Here is a 20,617-nt window from a genome sequence, read left to right as displayed (position 1 = left end):
GAGCGGCCCATGCGTCGTGGTGGACCTTCGGTGCTAGGGATCGTGCTGGCGGGCGGCGAGGGCAAACGCCTGATGCCCCTCACCGCGGACCGCGCCAAACCGGCGGTCACCTTCGGCGGCACCTACCGGCTCGTCGACTTCGTGCTGTCCAACCTCGTCAACGCCGACATCCTGCGCATCTGCGTGCTGACGCAGTACAAGTCGCACTCGCTGGACCGGCACATCACCACCACCTGGCGGATGTCCAGCCTGCTGGGCAACTACATCACGCCGGTCCCGGCGCAGCAGCGGCTCGGCCCGCGCTGGTACCTCGGCAGCGCCGACGCCATCCTCCAGTCGCTGAACCTGGTCCACGACGAACGGCCCGAGTACGTCGCGGTGTTCGGCGCCGACCATGTGTACCGCATGGATCCGCGCCAGATGCTCGCCCAGCACATCGACAGCGGTGCCGGGGTGACCGTCGCCGGGATCCGGGTCCCGCGCGCCGAGTCCTCCGCCTTCGGGGTGATCACCCCGGGTTCCGACGGGCAGACCGTCCAGCGCTTCCTGGAGAAGCCCGCCGACCCGCCCGGGCTCGCGGACGACCCGGACCGGGTGTTCGCCTCGATGGGCAACTACGTCTTCACCACCAAGGCCCTGATCGAGGCCCTCCAGCGGGACGCCGAGGACGAGCAGTCCGTGCACGACATGGGCGGCTCGATCCTGCCCCAGCTCACCGCGCGCGGTGAGGCCCGGCTGTACGACTTCAGTGCCAACCACGTGCCCGGCGAGACCAGCCGCGACCGCGGCTACTGGCGGGACGTCGGCACCCTCGACGCCTATTACGACGCCCATATGGACCTGCTCGCCGAGCGGCCCGCGTTCAACCTGTTCAACCGCGACTGGCCGATCTACACCCACGCCAACCAGTTGTCGCCCGCCCGCTTCAACTCCGGCGGCATGGCCAGCGAGTCGATCATCAGCGCGGGCTGTCTGATCCGGGGACAGGTCACCCGCTCCGTGCTGTCACCGGGCGTGGTGGTCGATCCGGGCGCGGTCGTCCAGGGGGCGATCCTGCACGACAACGTGCGCGTCGGACGGGGCGCGGTGGTGCGCGGCGCCGTCCTCGACAAGAACGTCGAGGTGCCCCCGGGTGCGACCATCGGTGTGAACCCGGAACGGGACGCCGAGCTGTACTCCGTGTCCAAGGCCGGGGTGATCGCCCTGGGCAAGGGGCAGCGGGTGCCCTGAACTTAATCCGCTGTTAACTGTGCGTAGCATGAGCGTGCTTGACCGTAATCGCCCGTGCGGGGTTGACTGACGGTCCACCTGTCGTCGACGCGAGGCAAGCCCGTGACTGCTGATGATCTGCTGGCACCCCTCGACCTGGCGTTCTGGAGCATCGACTCGCCCGAGCACCCCATGCACCTCGGCGCCCTCGGGGTGTTCTCGGCGGACTCGCCCGCCGCGGCCGCCCACGCCGCCGACCTGCTGGCCGCCCGCGCGGCCGCCGTCCCCGGGCTGCGCATGCGGATCCGGGACCAGTGGCGGCCGCTCGGCTTCGGGCGGGCGGTGCGCGAGAGCGACCCGGACTTCGACCCCGCCCACCATGTCCGCCTGCACCCGGCGGCCGCCGACTTCCAGGCCGAGGCCGGCCGGCTCATGGAGTGCCCGCTGGAGCGCGGCCGCCCGCCGTGGGAGGCCCACGTCATCCCGGGCGAGCACGGCGGGCCGTCCTTCGCCGTGCTCTTCAAGTTCCACCACGCCCTCGCCGACGGACTGCGCGCCCTGACCCTGGCCGCCGCCGTCCTCGACCCGCTGGACATGCCCGCGCCCCGGCCCCGCCCCGCCGAGCCCGCCCGCGGTCTGCTGCCCGACGTGCGCCGGCTGCCCGGACTGCTGCGCGGCGCCGTCTCCGACGTGGGCCGCGCCCTCGACATCGGCGCCTCCGTCGCCGTATCGACGCTCGGGGTGCGCTCGTCGGCGGCGCTCACGGCCGAGCCCACGGGCACCCGCCGTACCGCCGGGGTCGTCCTCGACCTGGACGACGTGCACCGGGTCCGCAAGGTCGTCGGGGGCACCGTCAACGACGTCCTGATCGCCCTGGTCGCCGGCGCGCTGCGCCGCTGGCTGGACGAGCGCGGCGACGGCAGCGACGGCATCCGGCCCCGCGCCCTGATCCCGGTCTCCCAGCGCCGCCCGCGCACCGCCCACCCACAGGGCAACCGGCTCTCCGGGTACCTGATACGGCTTCCGGTCGACGACCCCGACCCGCTCGGCCGGCTCGCGCAGGTCCGCACCGCCATGGACCGCAACAAGGACGCAGGACCCGGCCGGGGCGCGGGCGCCGTCGCCCTGCTCGCCGACCATGTCCCGGCGCTCGGCCACCGGCTCGGCGGACCGCTGGTCGGCCAGGCCGCCCGGCTCTGGTTCGACATCCTGGTCACCAGCGTCCCGCTGCCCGGCATCGGTCTGAGGCTCGGCGGCCACCAGGTGGACGAGGTCTTCCCGTACGCCCCGCTCGCCGCCGGACAGTCCCTGGCGGTCGCCGTCTCGACGTACCGCGGCCGGGTCCACTACGGGCTGGTCGCCGACGCCGAGGCCGTACCGGATCTCGACCGGTTCGCGCACGCCCTGACCGCCGAGATGGAGACACTCATCACGGCCTGCCGCCCTTGACCTGAACGGGTTTGGAGGAGGGGCCCGGCGCTCCGTAGACTTCCCCGTTCGAAAGCGGGCGCGGTCGGAGCGCCGCACGGCGATCAGGGAACGGCAGCGCGATGACGGTGACAGAGGACGGCCCGGCGGCCATGGACGAGACGGTCTACGGCCCCGGCATCGACCCCGAGCGGCTCGCCGTCTGCCTCGCCGTGCTCGACGAACTCGACAAGCTGGACGTCGACCACCCCGACGCGATCGCGGTGCGCCGGGCGACCGCCGGTATCTACCGCACGGTGAAGCAGCGCCGTCGCCAGGAGCGCCGGGCCGCCAAGACCGCCCACGACAAGGCGGTCACCGAGGCCACCGCGACCGGCTCCGCGCAGCGCATCGACGACGAGACCGAGGGCATCCTGCCGTCCTCCGTCACCGAGGCGGGCAGGATCGCGGGGATACTCCAGCGCCCGCGCTCCTGCTACACCTGCAAGACGCGGTACGTCGAGGTCGACTACTTCTACCACCAGCTCTGTCCGGAGTGCGCCGCGCTGAACCGCGCCAAGCGGGACGTCCGCGCCGACCTCACCGGCAAGCGCGCGCTGCTCACCGGCGGCCGCGCCAAGATCGGCATGTACATCGCGCTGCGGCTGCTGCGCGACGGCGCGCACACCACGATCACGACCCGCTTCCCCAAGGACGCGATCCGCCGCTTCACGGCGATGGACGACTCGGGGGACTGGATCCACCGCCTGGAGGTCGTCGGCATCGACCTGCGCGACCCCGCCCAGGCGGTCGCCCTGGCGGACCAGGTGGCCGAGCAGGGCCCGCTCGACATCCTGATCAACAACGCGACGCAGACCGTACGCCGGCTGCCCACCGCCTACGCCGCCCTGGTCGAGGGCGAGAGCGCCCCGCTGCCCGCCGGTGAGCTGCCGGCCCACCAGGTCATCGGCGCCTTCAACTCCGGCGCGGTCGACGGTCTGGCCGCGCTGCCGCTGGGCACCAGCGGGCTGGACGCCCAGCAGGTCGCCGACCTCGCGCTGGTCGCCGGCAACGCCAGCGTGGCCCGGCACCTCGACGGCACCGCCATCGACGCGGGCGGTCTCGTCCCCGACGTCGTCGACACCAACACCTGGGTGCAGACCATCGAGCAGATCTCCCCGGTGGAACTGCTGGAGACCCAGCTCTGCAACTACACGGCGCCCTTCATCCTCATCAGCAAGCTCCGCCCGGCCATGGCCGAGGCCGCGCGCCGGGCCGGCAGCAAGCGCGCCTACGTCGTCAACGTCTCCGCGATGGAGGGCGTCTTCGGCCGCGGCTACAAGGGCGCCGGACACCCCAACACCAACGCCGCCAAGGCCGCGATGAACATGGTCACGCGGACCAGCGCCCAGGAGATGTTCCAGACCGACGGCATCCTGATGACCTCGGTCGACACCGGTTGGATCACCGACGAACGCCCCCACTACGACAAGCTGCGCCTCGCCGAGGAGGGCTTCCACGCCCCGCTCGACCTGGTCGACGGCGCGGCCCGGGTCTACGACCCCGTGGTCCGCGGCGAGACCGGCGACGACGTGTACGGCGTCTTCCTCAAGGACTACGTACCGGGCAAGTGGTGACGGACAGGGGTATTTAGGGGTCAATCCACCGCCCTCAGACGGGCGTTGCGCGCGGCGACCAGCTCCACCACCGTCCGCCAGTCCTCCAGCACCCCGGCGTCGAACCTGGCGGCCCTGCCCTCCTCGGCGGCCTGACACAGCCGGAGCAGATCGTCGTCCGCCGGGCCGCCGCGCCACGGGTGCAGCCCGACCAGACGGGCGACCCGGGCGCCCAGCAGCGGACGCACGGCCCCGGCGGCCCGCCCGGCACGGCCCGCGGGGTCGGTGGGGCGCAGCAGTCGGCCTATGGGCTGGACCAGCCCGGTGAGCTGGAGTTCCTTGTCCGCGGGGCGGCTTCGGCGCAGCAGCGCGGCCGTGCGGAGCGCGTGCTCGTGCAGATCGGGCCCGGAGCGCCCGGACTCCCGGGGTGTCCCACACACCCCGGCAGGCGTACAGCAGGTCGTCGCCGGGTGCTCCCGGAGCCGCCCCGTCGTGACACGTGTACGCCGGACGGGTGAACACGGTGGGTGCTTTTACTGGGATAAAGGTTCAATTCACCTGCGGGGACATACGGGTGACGTGCCATGGTTACCCCAAATTTTCAGCCCTATCGAGCGACCCCCCGCTCATCTGGTTACTCTGTAGCCGACGGACAGCAGGACGGAGTGCCACCCACACCCACCGTCCGTCTGGGACAAGCCGGTTCACAACGGCCAGCTCTCCTCGGAGCCACCGGCACCACAGCGTCGCCACCGGCTCCAGCCAGACCCCAGGGAGCGTTCAGCGCCGGATCGCAGACTGACCGGCACGCCCCGAGGGTGACCCGACACATAAGGAGTGCGCGGTGACACCGGAGAAGACGAATCGCGAGCAACGTCCCAAGGAACGCCCGGAGCGGGCCGGCCGCAGGCCCGGCGACATCCGCAGCCTCGACGTGTGGGCCCGCTCCGCCCCGATCCGCCTCGCGGGCTACGAGGACGACCTCGCCGAGCCCCACATCCTGCCCAGCGTGGACTGACCCTCCCGGCCGGATCCCGCCCCGACGAGGCGCCTACTCCAGCGGGGCGGTCCGGTGCCACGGACGCAGTGACTCCAACTGCTCCGCCACCCGCAGCAGTTGCCCCTCCGACCCCGGCCGCCCCACGAGCTGTACGGCGGCCGGCGCACCCGACGGCAGCGTGCCGAAGGGCACCGCCATCGCCGGCCAGCCGGTCAGGTTCCACGGCGGGGTCATCGGCGAGTAGTTCGTGTTCGCCAGGACATTGCGCAGCCAGCCCCGCTCGTGCCACGGCCCGGACCGCGGCGAACGCCGCGCCAGCGCCGGGGTGAGCAGCACGTCGTACTCCGCGAAGAACGGTTCGAGCCGGCGCCGCAGCCCCTCCCGCGCCGCGCCGTCCCGTACCCGGTTCACGAACCGCCGGCCGATCGCCGCGTGCACCCGGGTGCGCCGGGTCAGCAGCCGGCTGTCGAGACCCGCCGCGTCCACCGCCGTGCCCGCCGTCCAGTGCGCCAGCGACGTCACCGACAGCGACAGCGGATACGGCGGCTCGGCCCGCCGCACCTGATGACCCGCCCGCATCAGCACCCCCGCCGCGTCCCGCGCCGCGCCCGCGTACGGCGCGCTGACCCGGACCCCCGCCAGCGGACTGCGGGTGGAGACGGCGATCCGCAGCGCCCCGGGCTCCTCCTCGGGCGCTGCCACGTCGGCGGCCGCAAGCACCGACAGCATCAGCCGGACGTCCGCCACCGTCGTGGCCAGCGGGCCGTTCTCCGACATCCCGAACCAGTCGCCCTCGCCGATCCCCGCCGGCACCACCCCGTGGCCCGGCTTGATGGTCACCAGACCGCAGTTGGCCGCCGGGATCCGCAGCGAGCCCATGCCGTCGTTGCCCAGCGCCAGCGGCACCATCCCGGCGGCCACCGCGGCCGCGCTGCCGCCGGACGAACCGCCCGCCGTGCGCGAGGTGTCCCACGGATTGCGGGCGGTGCCGTGCACCCCCTCGGTGGTGCCGAAGACACACAGCTCCGGCACGTTCGTCAGCCCCACGACCACCGCGCCCGCCGCCCGCAGCCGGGCCACCGTGACATGGTCGTCGCCGGCCGGCGTGTCCGGCGTCGCGGCCGACCCCACGCGCAGGGACTCGCCGCGCACCGCGAGATTGTCCTTGACCGCCACCGGCACCCCGGCCAGCGGCAGTTCGGCCAGGTCCGGGCGGGCGGCCAGCTCGTCGGCCTCGGCCGGCGCCGCCTCCGCCCGCACGACACGGAACGCCCCGATCCCCCCGTCCAGCCGCTCGATCCGCGCCAGATGCTCGGCCACCACCTCCCGGGGCGTGGCCTCCTTCGCGCGTACGGCGGCGGCGATCTCGACGGCGGTCCGGCCGGCCCAGTCGGTCACGGCGACTCCCTCGGTGTGCGTGGCGTTACTGACGAGTACCAGGAGAACTGTGCCGCGCCGCCGGGCCCACGTCGAGAGGCCGTCAGGGCGCCGGTTCCGCGCTCGTGGCCGCCAGCCGGGTCGGCGGCAGGTACTCGCGCACATACGTCCGCTCCCAGCACGCGCCCGTCTCCCGCAGCTCGCGCCAGCTCGTGTACCGGTACCGGAAGAGGCGGGCCCGGACGTGCCGGGGCGGCCGGTCCGGCGGGAACGGCGAACGGCGCAGCAGCCTCAGCGTGTCCCGGTCGTTCTCCAGGAGCCGTTCCACCAGCACCCCGAACCAGGCGCCCGCGTAGGAGGGGGAGAGCGCGGCGAACCACATCATCCAGTCGAGCCGCAGATGGTACGGCGCGAACTGGCGCGGCCAGCGCCGTGGATCACCCGGCTTGCCCTTGAACTCGTACTCCCGCCAGTCCGAGTCCTCGCGCGGGACCTCGTCGAGCGTGCCCTCGACGACCACCTCGTGCCGGACCCGGCTCACGCTGCCGAACGCGCCGTAGGTGTTGACCAGGTGGAGCGGGTCGAAGGAGCGGTTCATGACCTGGCGGCGGGAGAGCATGTTCCGCACCGGGCCATGGCTCAGGAAGACCAGCAGCGCGGCCACGGCGCACACCACCACCTCGTACCAGAGCGGGGTGGCGGGGAAGGAGCGGTCGCCGGAGGGCAGGGCCAGGGCGGAGGAGGCCAGCACGATCGTGATCCAGTTCAGCCAGGAGAAGTTCCCGGAGAGCACCAGCCAGAGCTGGGTCAGGATCATCAGGGAAGCGGCGGCCGTCGCCAGCGGCTGCGGGGTGAAGAGCAGGAACGGCACCGCCAACTGGGTGACATGGTTGGCGGCCACCTCGACCCGGTGCAGCGGCTTCGGCAGATGGTGGAAGAACCAGCTCAGCGGGCCCGGCATCGGCTGCGTCTCGTGATGGTGGTCCAGACAGGTGAGCCGGCGCCAGCACGCGTCGCCGCGCATCTTGATCAGCCCCGCCCCGAACTCCACCCGGAACAGGATCCAGCGCAGCAGGAACAGCACCAGCACCGGCGGGCCCACCTCGTCGTTGCCGAGGAACACCGCGAGGAACCCGGTCTCCAGGAGCAGGGACTCCCAGCCGAACGCGTACCAGGTCTGGCCGACGTTGACGATCGACAGGTACAGCGCCCAGGGCAGCGCCCACAGCAGCATCGCGGCCCACAGCGGAAGCAGCCCGTCCACCCCCGCGAGCAGCGCCGCCGACAGCGCGCACCCCGTCCAGGCGCAGCCCGCGAAGAGCCGGTCGGAGTAGCGCCAGTGGAACAGGCTCGGCGCCCGCCGGAAGCCCACCCGCGCGGTGAACCGGGGCACCGGCAGCATCCCGCGCTCGCCGAGCAGCGCCCGGAACTGGAGGGCGGCCGTCAGGAACGCCACCAGGTACACGGCGGCCAGCGCCCGCTGGAAGACCAGCCGGCTCAGCCCGTACTCGGGTGCGGTGAACCACTCCACGGCCGTGCGCTCCTTCGTTCCATTCTGGACCCGTCACCCAGGGTGTCCGCGTCCTCCGTTTGCGTAACCCTGAAGGGTGAAGCAGACAATAAGGGACGAAGTTCCACCGATTTAACACCGGGCGATACGGGAGAACGCGGTGCGACTACCCACGACAGTCCTTCTCACCGTCGCCGCGATCGCCGCGACGGTCCTCGCCGCCGGGCGCGGCGACGCCGGTACGGATCCGGTGCCGGGCACCCGTCTGGTCGTCCCGGCCGGGGAGGCGTGCGACGCGCTCGCCGAGCCCTTCGGCTCCGACCTCGAATCCGGTCTCTCCACCGAGGGCCTCTCACCCGACGGCCTCTCACCCGACGGCCTCGGCCCCGAGACCGTCCCGGAGGTGCCGGACCTGCCCGACGGTGGCGGCCTCGTCCCGGACGGGCCCGACGAGTCCGGCACGGCCGACGCCGACGGACTGGTCCCCGAGGGGCCCGACACCGGACTCCAAGGACTCCAAGGACTTCAGGAGGCCGGAGTGTCCGCCGACACCGTCTTCGCCAGTCCCGTCGACGCCCTCACCGGCGGACGGTGACCCTCGGCCGCTCCCCGGTCGAAGAATCGGACAAACCCTGGCAAGGTGGGCCCATGGTTGATCGGGGAGCGAGCGCCCTGTCACTCCCGGACGACTGGCCCGCCCACCCGGATCCGATCCTGGCGCTCAACCGCATGGGCAGCTTCGACTGGGACCTCGACTCGGGGCAGTTCCACATGGACGCCCGGGCGCACGAGATCTTCGACCTCAGGCCCGACGAGTTCGACGGCGACCCCGCCTCCCTCGGCGTGCGCGTACCGCCGGCCGAGGGCATCCGCCTGGACGAACTGGTCTCCCAGGCGATCAAGGACGGCAGCGAGAACTACGGCGCCTACTTCCGGATGCGGCTGCGCGACGGCACCCTGCGCTGGACCCACACCCAGGGCTACATCCGGCGCGACGGGACGGGCCGTCCGCGCCGGATCGTCGGCATCGTCCGTGACGCCACCGACGAGCTGAGCGCCCTCGCCGCCCGCGCCGACGACGCCTCCCTCGACGACGCCCGCCGCGAACAGACCAACGTCGTTCAGCTCACCACCGCCGCCCTGGCCCACGCCCGGACCGTGCAGGACGTCATCGACGTCCTCAAGGACACCCACGGCCTCACCCACCTCGGCGCCACCAGCCTCGTCATGGGCCTGGTCGAGGCGGGCCGCATCCGGCTGGTCGCCGAGGGCCCCGAGGGCAGCTTCGTCCCCGGCACCCTGGTCACCCGGATCGACGAGCCGTACCCGATGAGCGAGGTGGTGCGCACCCTCACCCCCCGGTTCATCGAGTCGCCCGAGGAGTTCGCGGCCGGCTACCCCGTGCTCTGGCCGCACATCACCGACCTGAAGATCACCTCGGCGGCCTATCTGCCGCTGATCGTCCAGGCCCACCCGATCGGCGCGATGGGCCTGCTCTACAGCAACCGCGCCGGGTTCACCCAGGAGGAGCGCAACATCCTCGTCGCGCTCGGCAGCAGCATCGCCCAGAGCCTCCAGCGCGCCATGTTCTACGAGCAGGAGAAGGACATCGCGCAGGGCCTCCAGCAGGCCATGCTGCCGCGCACCATCCCCGGCGTGCCCGGCGCCGACATCGCCGTCCGCTACCGCGCCGCCACCATCGGCGGCTCCCTGGGCCGGGACATCGGCGGCGACTGGTACGACGTCATCCCGCTGCCCGGCGGCCGGGTCGGCGCCGTCATCGGCGACGTCCAGGGCCACGACACCCACGCGGCCGCCGTCATGGGCCAACTCCGCATCGTCCTGCGGGCCTACGCCGCCGAGGGCCACACCCCGGCCACCGTGATGGCCCGCGCCTCGGTCTTCCTGCACGAACTGGACACCGACCGCTTCGCCACCTGCCTGTACGCCGAGGCCGACCTGTCCACCGGCGTCGTCCAGCTCGTCCGCGCCGGGCACATCGACCCGCTGCTGCGCGCCCTGGACGGCACCTGCCGGCGCGTCTCCGTCCCCGGCGGGCTGCCGCTCGGGCTCTCCGCCGAGTTCGGCAGCCTCGAATACCCCGTCGGCACCATCGAACTGGACCCCGGCCACACCCTGCTGCTCTGCACCGACGGCCTGGTCGAACAGCCCGGCGCCGACGTCGACGACGGCATGCTCAGCCTCGCCGCGCTGATCGCCGCCGGCCCCGAGGACGTCCGCGGGCTCGCCGACCGGCTGATCGAGGTCGCCGAGGAGCGCGGCGGGGACGACGACGTGGCCCTGCTCCTGCTGCGCCGGCGCGGCCAGGACACCCCGCGCACCGGCGGCCGGCTCCAGCAGCACGTGGCACCCGGCGACCCGGAGGCCCTCACCGGGGCCCGCCACATGATCCGCGCCGCCGTCCGTGCCTGGGGCGCCCGCGACCACGCCGACGAGATCGAGCTGGTCGCCGACGAACTGATCACCAACGCCCTGATGCACACCGAGGGCGCCGCGATCGTCACCCTGCGGGCCTTCACCGGCGCCGACCGGCGGCTGCGGGTCGAGGTCGAGGACTCCTCCAGCGCCCTGCCGCGCCGCCGCGAGGCGGGCGAGTCGGGGGTCTCCGGACGGGGACTGCTCCTGGTGGACCTGCTCGCGGACGTCTGGGGCGTGGAGGCGCGGGGCGGCGGCAAGTGCGTGTGGTGCGAGTTCGTCGTACCGGACGAGACCTGACACACCGCCGCCGCTCCGCAGCCCCTGCCGTCCCGCGAGCCCCCGGCGTCCCGCGTGGCACTCTGGACGTATGCCGGAACTCCCCGAGGTCGAAGCGCTCAAGGACTTCCTCACCGAGCGCGTCGTCGGCCGAGAGATCGTGCGCGTCCTGCCGGTGGCGATCAGCGTCCTGAAGACGTACGACCCGCCGCTCACCGCCGTCGAGGGGCACGAGGTCACCGCGGTGAGCCGGTTCGGGAAGTTCCTGGACTTCCGGACGGAGGGCGGACCGCATCTCGTCACGCATCTCGCCCGCGCCGGCTGGCTGCACTGGCGGGACCGGCTGCCCGACGGACCGCCCCGGCCCGGCAAGGGACCCCTCGCGCTGCGGGTCGCCCTGGAGACGGGCGAGGGCTTCGACCTGACCGAGGCCGGCACCCAGAAGCGGCTCGCGGTGTACGTGGTCCGGGACCCGGCGGAGGTGCCCGGGGTGGCCCGGCTCGGCCCCGACCCGCTGGCCCCGGACTTCGACGAGGCGCGGCTGGCCGCACTGCTGGCGGGGGAACGGCGTCAGCTCAAGGGCGCCCTGCGGGACCAGAGCCTGATCGCGGGTGTCGGCAACGCCTACAGCGACGAGATCCTGCACGCGGCCCGGATGTCGCCGTTCAAGCTGGCCGCGTCGCTCACCCCGGCGGAGATCCACACGCTGTACGAGGCTTTGCGCTCCACGCTCACCGGGGCGGTCGACCGCTCCCGGGGCCTGGCCGCGGGGCGGCTGAAGGCGGAGAAGAAGACGGGGCTGCGGGTGCACGGCCGGACCGGGGAACCGTGCCCGGTGTGCGGGGACACCATCCGCGAGGTGTCGTTCAGCGACTCGTCGCTCCAGTACTGCCCCACCTGCCAGACGGGCGGGAAGCCGCTGGCGGACCGCCGGATGTCCCGGCTGCTGAAATAGACGCCGACCTGAAGTAGACGCTGACCTGGAACAGGCCCTGACCTGGCGGATCGCTTCGGCGGCTAGTCCACCGGCAGGGTCACGAGGTGTTCGCCGGTCGCGGTGCGCAGCTCGTAGCGGACGATCTCCTCGGGGTGCCAGGCGGCACCGCCGTGCATGGTGTTGGGGCGGGCGTCGTGCAGCGGGACGGTCCAGCTCGTGACGGTCTGCTCGGAGCCGTCCTGGCCGATGGCGACCAGCCGGCAGGGCCGGGGACCGGCGCCGTCCTTCACCTTCAGCTCGATCTGGCTGCCCCAGGCCGCGTCCTCCACGGTGACCTCGGCCCACACCCCGGACTTCTCGTCGGTCGCGGTGACCCGGACCGGGTCGTCGCCGCCGTCCCCGCCCGCCATCATCGCGACCGCGGGTCCGGCGAGGGCCACGACCACCGAGGCGGCGAGGGCGAACATCAGCCGGCGCCGGGCGGCTCGCCGCCTGGTCGCCACCTCACCGAGCAGCCGGTCGAGCAGCCGCGGCCCGGGACCCGCGAAGGGGTGCACCGTGCGCGGGGTGGCGCGGCGGTAGAGCATCATCTGCCGTGCCGTAGGGCCGAATTCGGTCACCTGCGCGGTGCAGCTCGCGCACTCCATGAGGTGGTCCTCGAAACGGAAGGCTTCCGCCTCGTCCAGCACGCCGAGCGCGTACGCGGCGACGTCGCGATGCCTTTCCAGGGACCTCATGCCGAAACCTCGTGCCTTTGGGTGCCAGTGGGGTTACTCCTTGCTCCCACCGGTACGGACCAGGCACCCGAATCACTCAAGCCACGTACCGAATCGTGACCCAGGTGTTCGGAGCGGTCGCGCGCGCGGATTGGTGTGAATCTAGAAAAGATGAATCGCCAGGTGGCCGAGGGGCAGACCGAGCTGCCAGGCGGGTGTCCACACCTTCGGACCCTCGTCCTCGCCGGCCGGCGCGCCGCCCGGAACCGCGTTCAGATCCGGCGCCAGCAGCTCGGTCTCCTCCAGCCAGCGCCAGGCGGCCTCGGCCAGATCGAGATCGGGGGCGGGGGAGTCCGACCGGGCGGCCTCCGCCTTCAGTTGAGACATACGTTCCGCGACCCAGTTCTGCCACGGCTGGTCGTACGCCGTGAGCGAAAGCCAGGTCTCCAACTGAGTCACGACCCGGATGCCGGGCAGTTCCCCGTCGGTGTCCGAGAGGAAGATGGTCAGGGCCAGCGCGTCGCGCCCGGCGCGGAACTCGAAGGACGTCGGCGGCATGAGATCGCCGGTCCGCAGCAGTTCGTCGGCGATGTACTCGGCGTACAACCAGGCCATGGGAACGGTGAGTTCACCGCCGCCGTGGCCGTCCGTGCTCCGATGACCTCTGTGCAGCATCCCTTCCTGCCTTCCTCCGGTGCGTGCGCGTCGCCCGATGCCGGGATCGCCGGTCCGGAACACGGATAAGGACACCCGACTGCTCAACCGAGGTCCACGGCAAGGCACTTTACGGAGGTTTGACTCGACGCCGGGTTTCAGCCCAGGTCGGGCGCGTAACCGGGAAGCACCCGGCGCAGGGCGCGCAGCGCGTAGTACGCGCGCGACTTCACGGTACCGGGCGGGATGCCGAGGGTCTCGGCGGCCTCCGCCACACTGGCCCCGCGGAAGTACACGAGCACCAGGACGTCCCGGTGTTCGGGAGTGAGTGTCTTCACAGCCTCGCGCACATCGAGGGTCGCGGCGGCCCGTTCGGCGTGGTCGGCACAGACCGGCGCGTTCTCCAGGACGGCGTCCCCGACCTCGGCGGGGCGCGCCTGCCGGGCCCGGCGCGCGTCTATCGCGAGCCGCCGGCCGACGGTGAGCAGCCAGGGCCGTACGGAGTCGAAGGCGTCGGCGCGCAGCGCCTCGGGGTTCTGCCAGGCGCGCACCAGGGTCTCCTGGACGAGGTCCTCGGCGCGCTGGCGGTCGCCGTCGCAGAGCCTCAGGAGCAGCGCGAAGAGCGGCCGTCCGTGCTCGCGCTGGAGTGCGGCCAGCTCGTGCTCGGCGGTCGTCGTCCTGGTGGTGAGGGCGGTCCCGGCGGTCATGCGCGTATGGCATCGCAAGGGACGGTTTCGGGACAGGGCGCGCACGCGGGCGTGCGGCGGACGGTCGATCGCGTCGGCGAACGGTACGACGAACGGTCGGACCGCGCCGACCGCGCCGACCGCGTCTAGGCCGATCGCGCGCATCGGGCCGGGCGACGGGAGTGCCGGGGCGTCCCCTTCGCGTCGATGAGCTAAAGGTGGTACGTGCGTAAATATGACAATGCGTCAGAATTGAGGTGAACCGGTGTTCCTCGCCCGCAGACACCAGGTGGCGCTCGCCATGACCGCGATCCTCGCCGCGGCCGCCGCCTGCCAGGCCCGCGACGACCGCCCGGCGGACCGGGCCGGGAACCCGGCGCCGGCCGCCGGCCGCGGCTTCACGCTCGTCGCCTCCGGTGACATCGTCCCGCACGACTCGGTCATCGACCGGGCGCGCTTCGACGCCGGCGGCGCGGGCTACGACTTCCGCCCGATGTTCGAGGGCATCCGACCGGTCGTCTCCCGCGCCGATCTGGCGCTGTGTCACATGGAGACCGTGTACGGCGCGGACGGCCTCTACACCGGCTACCCGGTGTTCAAGTCCCCGCCCGAGATCGCCCCGGCCGTCGCCGCGACCGGCTACGACGGCTGCTCCACCGCCTCCAACCACAGCCTCGACGACGGCGCCGCCGGAGTGCAGCGCACCCTCGACGCGCTCGACGGCGCCGGCGTGCGCCACGCGGGCACCGCACGCACCCAGGCCGAGGGCAGCGCGGTCACGCTGCTGCGCGCCGGTCCGGCCCAGGTCGCCCACCTCGCCTACACCTACGACACCAACGGCATCCCGCTGCCCGAGGGGCAGCCGTGGACCGTCAACCTGATCGACGAGGGCAGAATCCTCGCCGACGCCAAGGCCGCCCGGCAGGCGGGCGCCGACGTGGTCGTCGTCTCCCTGCACTGGGGCACCGAGTGGCAGGACGCGCCGGACGACCGGCAGTTGACCCTGGCCCGCGCCCTCACCGCCTCCCGCACCGGCGACCGCCCCGACATCGATCTGATCCTGGGCACCCACGCCCATGTCCCGCAGGCGTACGAGAAGGTCAACGGCACCTGGGTGGTCTACGGCATGGGCGACCAGGTCGCCGGCGAGATGTTCAACAACGCGGGCGCCCGCGACCCGCGCGGCAACCAGTCCACCGTCGCCCGCTTCACCTTCGCCCCGCCCGCGAAGGCCGGCGGCCGCTGGGAGGTGCGCAAGGCCGAGTTCGTGCCGCAGATGTACGACGTCGACGCGGGCCGGGTGGTCAACCTCAACCAGGTCCTCTCCCAGGGCGCGGCCGTCGAGGGCGTGCGCGACCGGATCCGGGACGTCGTGCTGAGCCGCGGCGCCGCCAAGGACGGCCTGGTGATGGGGGAGTAGGGGAGCGGGAGCGGCGGATGCGGGGGCGGGCGGTCAGTCGTCGACGTCGACGTGGTCGAACGTCCTCAGCATCTCCCGCAGCACCCGTACGCAGGCCCGTACCTCCGCGTCGGTCAGATCGCCCCCGACCTGGCGGTTCAGGGTGTGCTCCCGGTCCAGGACGGTGGCGATCAGGGTCCGGCCCTCCTCGGTGATCCGGATGAGCGACGACCGCTGGTGCGCGGGGTTGGGGAGGATCTCCACCCACCCGTGCGCCGCCGCGTCGTTGACCATGCGCTGCACGAACTGCCGGCTCAGCGCCTGGATCCGGCTGAGCTGAGGGACCGTCAGATCGCCTTTGCGGCGCAGCAGATCGAGCACCGAGCGGACCCCGACGGACGCGCCCTCCACGGCCTCGCCCTGTTCGACCTTGCGCAGCGCGCGCCGGTAGAGCGGGCCGACCAGATCGAAGACCTCGGTGAGCCGGTGGCCGAGTTCGTCGGGTGGGAGGGGGCTGTCGGCGGGAGGCGGCGGGGCGGTGTCGTTCACCCCCACATCATGCACCCCCGGCAACATGACACCTTGGTTGCCAAATTCCTCGCAGGATGACACCTTGGTTGTCATGACTGTCGTTGCTTCGGACATGACGTACTTCGCCTCCGCCGACGGGGACCTCGCCTACCGCGAGGCCGGATCCGGCGATCCGCTGGTCCTGATCCACTCCGGATTCGTCGACCACCGGGTCTTCGACGACGTGATCCCCGCGCTCGCCCGCACCCACCGGGTGATCGCGCCCGACGTCCGCGGCCACGGCGCCTCCGCCAACGCCACCCGGCCCTTCCGCTGGCCCGACGACCTCGCCGCGCTGCTGCGCCACCTCGACGCGGGGCCCGCCGTCCTGGCCGGTGTCTCGATGGGCGGTGTGATCGTCACCGACACGCTGCTCGAACACCCGGAGCTGGTGCGCGCCGCCGTGGTGGCCGGCGCCTCCACCGGCGAGTTCCGGGACACCGACCCCTGGCACCGGGAGATCCAGGCGGAGACCGCCCGCTGCCTGGCCGCCGGGGACGTCGAGGGCTGGCTGAAGGCGTTCCTGAGCTTCGTGCCCGGCCCGCACCGCACGCTCGACGAGGTCGACCCGGACATCCCGCGGCGGCTGACCGAGATGGCCCTGAACACCCTCTCCAAGCACACGCCCGGAGAGAAGGACCGGCACGTGCGGGTGACCGACACCTGGTCCCGGGTGCCGAAGATCGACGTCCCGGTGCTCACCCTGAACGGCGCCCTGGACACCCCCGACGTGCTCGCCGCGGCGCAGCGCCTGGCCGACACCGTCCGCGACGGCCGGTCCGTGCTGATCGAGGGCACCGCGCACTACCCGATGATGGAGAAGCCCGAGGAGTTCACCGCCGTGATCACGGACTTCCTGCGCACCCTCTGACCGGCCGAGTCGGCCCGCGGCGGGCTACGGCACCACGGTCACCGGCCATCGCCCGGCCTTGACCAGCCGTACGGCCACCGATCCCACGATCCGGTGGCCGGCCTGCTCGGAGGCGCCCACCACCACCGCGTCGGCCTTCAGCTCGTCCGCGGCCTTCACCAGCCCGTTGTACGGGTCCCCGCGGAAGGTGTGGAACTCCCAGCGCACGTCGAATATCCCGCGCGTGCGCTCGGTCGCCTCCCGGATCTGCGCGACCAGGTCCTCCGCGATCTCGTCGGTCGTCTCCGCGACCGACACCCCGAGCGCCGCGCCCGCCGTCATCACGGGCTGGACGTACACCACCGCGAGGAGGGCGTTCTGGCGGCGGGCCAGACCGCCCGCGTAGGCCGCGGCCCGGAGCGACGAATCGGAGCCGTCCACCCCGACGAGGATCACCTTGGGGCCGTCCGTACCCCGTTCGAACCGGTGCGCGGGCTGCGGCGCGTGCTGTTCCGTCACCCCCCGAGGCTACCGAAACCCCCGGTGGCGCCCACCGCCCCCCACCCTTTCGACGGGCGCCACGGCCCCGCTGTTCCTACAGTCGGAACATGAGTGCCACCGTGGCGAGTACCTCGGCCAAGGGCGGTACGGGTCCGGGTGCCCGGTCCGCGGGGCGGCTGCTGAGCCGTGTGCCGCAAGGCTTCGCGGTGTTCTTCGGCGCCCTCGGCCTGCTGTGCGTCCTGCTCGCCCTCTTCCCGCCGCTGCGCCGGCTGCTGCGCCCGGTCGTCCGCTTTCTCGACCTGGTGATCGTGCCGGTCAGCGCCAACCTCGCCTACGCCGTCTTCCTCTTCCTGCTGGCCGCCGCCACCGCCGCCCGCAAGAAGATCGCCTGGTGGCTGGTGGTGGTCTACCTCGGCCTGGTCGTCCTCACCGACCTCGCGGGCGTCGCCGTCGGCCTGTACGCCGCGTCGCTCCCCTCGCTCGTGGTCTGCGCCCTCGCCCTGGCCCTGCTGGTCGTCGCCCGCGGGGAGTTCTACGCCGTCTCCCGCAAGGGCGCGGTCCGCCGCGCGCTGCTCGTGCTGGCCGCCGGGCTCGCCCTCGCGATCCTCGTCGGCTGGGGTCTGGTCGCCCTGTTCCCCGGCACCCTGCCCGCGGGACAGCGGCTCGGCTGGGCCGCCAACCGCGTCCTCGGCGGACTGGTCTCACCCGGCTCCTTCGACGGCCGGCCCCCGCACGCCCTCTACTTCCTGCTCGGCCTCTTCGGCGCCCTCGCCCTGCTCAACGCCGCCGCCACCCTGTTCCGTTCCCAGCGCATGGAAGCCGCCCTGCACGGCGACGAGGAATCCCGCATCCGCGCCCTGCTGAGGACCTACGGCGGTCAGGACTCCCTCGGCTACTTCGCCACCCGGCGCGACAAGGCCGTCCTCTTCTCGCCCAGCGGCAAGGCCGCCGTCACCTACCGCGTCGAGGCCGGCGTCTGCCTGGCCGGCGGCGACCCCGTCGGCGACCGCGAGGCATGGCCGCACGCCATCGCCGTATGGCTGGACGCCGCCCGCCGGCACGCCTGGCAGCCCGCCGTCATGGGCGCCTCCGAGGACGGCGCCCGCGCCTACGCCCGCTCCGGCCTCGGCGCCCTGCAACTCGGCGACGAGGCGATCCTGCACGTGGCCTCCTTCGACCTCTCCGGCCGTGACATGCGCGTCACCCGCCAGGCCGTCAACCGGGTCCGCCGCACCGGCGCGAGCTGCCGGGTCCGCCGCCACTCCACCCTCACCGACCAGGAGATGGAGGAGATCGTCGACCGCGCCGACGCCTGGCGCGACACCGAGACCGAACGCGGCTTCTCCATGGCCCTGGACCGGCTCGGCGACCCCGCCGACGGCGACTGCCTCCTCGTCGAGGCCCTCGACGGCGACGGCCGCCTCCTCGCCCTGCTCTCCTTCGTCCCCTGGGGCACCGAGGGCATCTCCCTGGACCTGATGCGCCGCGACCGCGAGGCACCCAACGGCGTCATGGAGTTCATGGTCGCCGACCTGTGCGCCGCCGCGCCCAAGCTCGGCGTCCGCCGGATCTCCCTGAACTTCGCCGTCTTCCGCTCGGTCTTCGAGGAGGGCGCCCGGATCGGCGCCGGACCCGTGCTGCGGCTGTGGCGCAGACTGCTCCTCTTCCTCTCCCGCTGGTGGCAGCTCGAAGCCCTGTACCGCTCCAACGCCAAGTACCGCCCCGAGTGGTACCCCCGCTTCCTCTGCTACGGCGACGCCGGCTCCCTGGCCCGGGTGGGCCTGGCCTCCGGCATCGCCGAGGGCTTCGTCTCCGTGCCCTCCCTGCGCACCCTGTGGGGCCGGCGGAGCCCGAAGGACGGGCCCCCGCCCGCCGGAACCGAGGGACCGCCGCCGTCCGCGGAACTCGGCCTCGACGGAGGGGACGAGACCGGGACCGGCGGGGCGGACGCGGGACTGCCCGAACAGGTCCGCGTCCGCCGCCACACCCTCGAACGGCTGCGCGCGCGGGGCACCGACCCCTATCCGGTCGGCGTCCCGGCGCGCACCCACGCCCTCGCCGACGTCCGCACCGGCGACACGGCCACCGTGGCAGGACGGATCATGCGGGTCCGGGACTTCGGCGGCATCGTCTTCGTGACCCTGCGCGACTGGTCCGCCGACCACCAGCTCGCCCTCACCCGCGAGGCGCTCGGCACCTTCCGCGCCGACACCGACCTCGGCGACCACATCCTCGTCACCGGCACCGAGGGCACCAGCGACCGCGGCGAACCGACCCTCTTCGTCACCTCCTGGCAGCTCACCGCCAAATGCCTGCGCCCCCTGCCCGACAAACGGCGCGGCCTGACCGACCCCGAGACGAAAGTCCGGATGCGCTATCTCGACCTCGCCTCCAGCCCCGCCGCCCGCGAGGTGATCCGCGCCCGCTCCACCGCCGTCCAGGCCCTGCGCCAGGGCCTGCTCACGCGCGGCTACCTGGAGGTCGAGACACCGATGCTCCAGCAGATCCACGGCGGCGCCAACGCCCGCCCCTTCACCACCCACATCAACGCCTACGACCTCGACCTCTATCTGCGGATCGCCCCCGAGCTGTACCTCAAGCGGCTCTGCGTCGGCGGCCTGGAGAAGGTCTTCGAACTGGGCCGCACCTTCCGCAACGAGGGCGTCTCCTACAAGCACAACCCCGAGTTCACGATGCTGGAGGCGTACCAGGCGTACGCCGACTACGACGTCATGCTCACCCTCGCCCGCGAACTCGTCCAGGGCGCCGCCACCGCCGCCTACGGCGCCCCGCTCGCCCACAAGGACGGCGAGGAGTACGACATCTCGGGGGAGTGGCCGGTGCGCACGGTCTACGGCGCGATCTCCGACGCCCTCGGCGAGAGCGTCGACGCCGACACCCACCTCACCGTCCTCCAGCGCCACTGCGACCGGGCCGGCGTCCCGTACACCCCGGACGACGGGCGTGGCGACGTCGTCCTGGAGATGTACGAACGGCTCGTGGAGGAACGCACCCTCCTCCCCACCTTCTACAAGGACTTCCCCACCGACGTCTCCCCGCTGACCCGGCAGCACCGCACCGACCCGCGGCTCGCCGAACGCTGGGACCTGGTGGCCTTCGGCACCGAACTGGGCACCGCCTACTCCGAACTGACGGACCCGCTGGAACAGCGCCGCCGGCTCACCGCACAGTCCCTGCTCGCCGCCGGCGGCGACCCCGAGGCCATGGAACTCGACGAGGACTTCCTCGACGCCCTCGAATACGCCATGCCCCCCACCGGCGGCCTCGGCATCGGCGTGGACCGCCTCATCATGTTCCTCACCGGCCTGACCATCCGCGAGACCCTGCCGTTCCCGCTGGTCCGCCGCCGCTGACACGGATCCGCGCCCGCCGCCACCGGCCTGCGCCCGCCGCCACCGGCCTGCGCCCGCCCGGGTGGAATCGTGCCGCCGGACCGGTGTCGCTGTGGT

17 protein-coding genes and 1 pseudogene are annotated in these 20,617 nt (G+C 72.8%); 10 read left to right on the top strand and 8 right to left on the bottom strand.

The window, feature by feature from the left end; genetic code table 11:
• Positions 1 to 9 precede the first annotated feature (9 nt).
• The 3 genes from glgC (at position 10) to G6W55_RS16550 (ending at position 4,253) form a co-directional block, all read left to right on the top strand.
• The gene (gene glgC, locus G6W55_RS16560) at positions 10 to 1,230 is read left to right on the top strand and encodes a glucose-1-phosphate adenylyltransferase (protein ID WP_175521616.1); all 1,221 of its coding nucleotides are present in this window, start codon (positions 10 to 12) and stop codon (positions 1,228 to 1,230) included.
• A gap of 102 nt (positions 1,231 to 1,332) precedes the next feature.
• The gene (locus G6W55_RS16555; RefSeq protein WP_175521615.1) at positions 1,333 to 2,658 is read left to right on the top strand and encodes a wax ester/triacylglycerol synthase family O-acyltransferase; all 1,326 of its coding nucleotides are present in this window, start codon (positions 1,333 to 1,335) and stop codon (positions 2,656 to 2,658) included.
• Between the two features lie 101 nt (positions 2,659 to 2,759).
• On the top strand, positions 2,760 to 4,253 hold the full coding sequence (locus G6W55_RS16550) for an SDR family NAD(P)-dependent oxidoreductase (protein ID WP_030798116.1): 1,494 nt from the start codon (positions 2,760 to 2,762) through the stop codon (positions 4,251 to 4,253).
• Between the two features lie 20 nt (positions 4,254 to 4,273).
• Here the strand turns inward: G6W55_RS16550 and G6W55_RS16545 are convergent.
• A pseudogene (locus tag G6W55_RS16545) lies at positions 4,274 to 4,754 on the bottom strand (hypothetical protein).
• Between the two features lie 322 nt (positions 4,755 to 5,076).
• On the opposite strand from G6W55_RS16545, the gene G6W55_RS16540 reads away from it, so the two are divergent.
• Positions 5,077 to 5,250 (top strand): hypothetical protein, encoded by a 174-nt coding sequence (locus G6W55_RS16540; RefSeq protein ID WP_107419207.1) that lies wholly within the window; start codon positions 5,077 to 5,079, stop codon positions 5,248 to 5,250.
• A gap of 33 nt (positions 5,251 to 5,283) precedes the next feature.
• Here the strand turns inward: G6W55_RS16540 and G6W55_RS16535 are convergent, their stop codons facing one another.
• A complete protein-coding gene (locus G6W55_RS16535; protein ID WP_175521614.1) occupies positions 5,284 to 6,630 on the bottom strand; it encodes an amidase in 1,347 nt (448 codons plus the stop codon).
• An 82-nt stretch (positions 6,631 to 6,712) separates the two neighbouring features.
• Positions 6,713 to 8,140, bottom strand: coding sequence for a lipase maturation factor family protein (locus G6W55_RS16530; RefSeq protein ID WP_175521613.1), 1,428 nt, complete (start codon positions 8,138 to 8,140; stop codon positions 6,713 to 6,715).
• A 139-nt stretch (positions 8,141 to 8,279) separates the two neighbouring features.
• Here G6W55_RS16530 and G6W55_RS16525 point away from each other — a divergent pair, with 139 nt between their 5' ends.
• The 3 genes from G6W55_RS16525 (at position 8,280) to G6W55_RS16515 (ending at position 11,789) form a co-directional block, all read left to right on the top strand.
• Positions 8,280 to 8,714: a hypothetical protein gene (locus G6W55_RS16525; RefSeq protein WP_175521612.1), complete on the top strand. Its 435-nt coding sequence runs from the start codon at positions 8,280 to 8,282 to the stop codon at positions 8,712 to 8,714.
• A gap of 53 nt (positions 8,715 to 8,767) precedes the next feature.
• On the top strand, positions 8,768 to 10,855 hold the full coding sequence (locus tag G6W55_RS16520) for a SpoIIE family protein phosphatase (RefSeq protein WP_175521611.1): 2,088 nt from the start codon (positions 8,768 to 8,770) through the stop codon (positions 10,853 to 10,855).
• Positions 10,856 to 10,925: 70 nt separating this feature from the next.
• A complete protein-coding gene (locus G6W55_RS16515; RefSeq protein WP_175521610.1) occupies positions 10,926 to 11,789 on the top strand; it encodes an Fpg/Nei family DNA glycosylase in 864 nt (287 codons plus the stop codon).
• A gap of 62 nt (positions 11,790 to 11,851) precedes the next feature.
• On the opposite strand, the gene G6W55_RS16510 is transcribed toward G6W55_RS16515, so the two are convergent.
• The 3 genes from G6W55_RS16510 to G6W55_RS16500 all read right to left on the bottom strand — a co-directional run bounded on the left by G6W55_RS16510 (position 11,852) and on the right by G6W55_RS16500 (position 13,848).
• Positions 11,852 to 12,508 carry a zf-HC2 domain-containing protein gene (locus G6W55_RS16510; protein WP_175521609.1) on the bottom strand — a complete coding sequence of 219 codons (657 nt, stop codon included), beginning with the start codon at positions 12,506 to 12,508 and terminating at the stop codon, positions 11,852 to 11,854.
• Between the two features lie 141 nt (positions 12,509 to 12,649).
• A complete protein-coding gene (locus tag G6W55_RS16505; RefSeq protein WP_175521608.1) occupies positions 12,650 to 13,162 on the bottom strand; it encodes a hypothetical protein in 513 nt (170 codons plus the stop codon).
• Between the two features lie 137 nt (positions 13,163 to 13,299).
• On the bottom strand, positions 13,300 to 13,848 hold the full coding sequence (locus G6W55_RS16500) for a sigma-70 family RNA polymerase sigma factor (RefSeq protein WP_030798129.1): 549 nt from the start codon (positions 13,846 to 13,848) through the stop codon (positions 13,300 to 13,302).
• 280 nt (positions 13,849 to 14,128) lie between these two features.
• Between G6W55_RS16500 and G6W55_RS16495 the strand changes: the two genes are divergently transcribed.
• A complete protein-coding gene (locus G6W55_RS16495; protein WP_175521712.1) occupies positions 14,129 to 15,247 on the top strand; it encodes a CapA family protein in 1,119 nt (372 codons plus the stop codon).
• Positions 15,248 to 15,280: 33 nt separating this feature from the next.
• On the opposite strand, the gene G6W55_RS16490 is transcribed toward G6W55_RS16495, so the two are convergent.
• A complete protein-coding gene (locus G6W55_RS16490) occupies positions 15,281 to 15,802 on the bottom strand; it encodes a MarR family winged helix-turn-helix transcriptional regulator (RefSeq protein ID WP_078636160.1) in 522 nt (173 codons plus the stop codon).
• Positions 15,803 to 15,848: 46 nt separating this feature from the next.
• On the opposite strand from G6W55_RS16490, the gene G6W55_RS16485 reads away from it, so the two are divergent.
• Positions 15,849 to 16,667: an alpha/beta fold hydrolase gene (locus G6W55_RS16485; RefSeq protein ID WP_254876295.1), complete on the top strand. Its 819-nt coding sequence runs from the start codon at positions 15,849 to 15,851 to the stop codon at positions 16,665 to 16,667.
• Between the two features lie 24 nt (positions 16,668 to 16,691).
• Here the strand turns inward: G6W55_RS16485 and G6W55_RS16480 are convergent, their stop codons facing one another.
• Positions 16,692 to 17,165, bottom strand: a complete 474-nt coding sequence (locus G6W55_RS16480) for a universal stress protein (protein WP_078636162.1) — start codon at positions 17,163 to 17,165, stop codon at positions 16,692 to 16,694.
• 89 nt (positions 17,166 to 17,254) lie between these two features.
• On the opposite strand from G6W55_RS16480, the gene lysX reads away from it, so the two are divergent.
• Positions 17,255 to 20,521 (top strand): bifunctional lysylphosphatidylglycerol synthetase/lysine--tRNA ligase LysX, encoded by a 3,267-nt coding sequence (gene lysX / locus G6W55_RS16475; RefSeq protein ID WP_175521606.1) that lies wholly within the window; start codon positions 17,255 to 17,257, stop codon positions 20,519 to 20,521.
• Positions 20,522 to 20,617 lie beyond the last annotated feature (96 nt).

Origin of the sequence: Streptomyces sp. CAI-85 (genome assembly GCF_013363615.1) — a bacterium.
In the GTDB taxonomy this organism is placed as follows: Bacteria; Actinomycetota; Actinomycetes; order Streptomycetales; family Streptomycetaceae; genus Streptomyces; species Streptomyces antibioticus_B.
The sequence above is the reverse complement of the archived record's forward strand: the minus strand, read 5'-3'. Positions and strand labels throughout refer to the sequence as shown.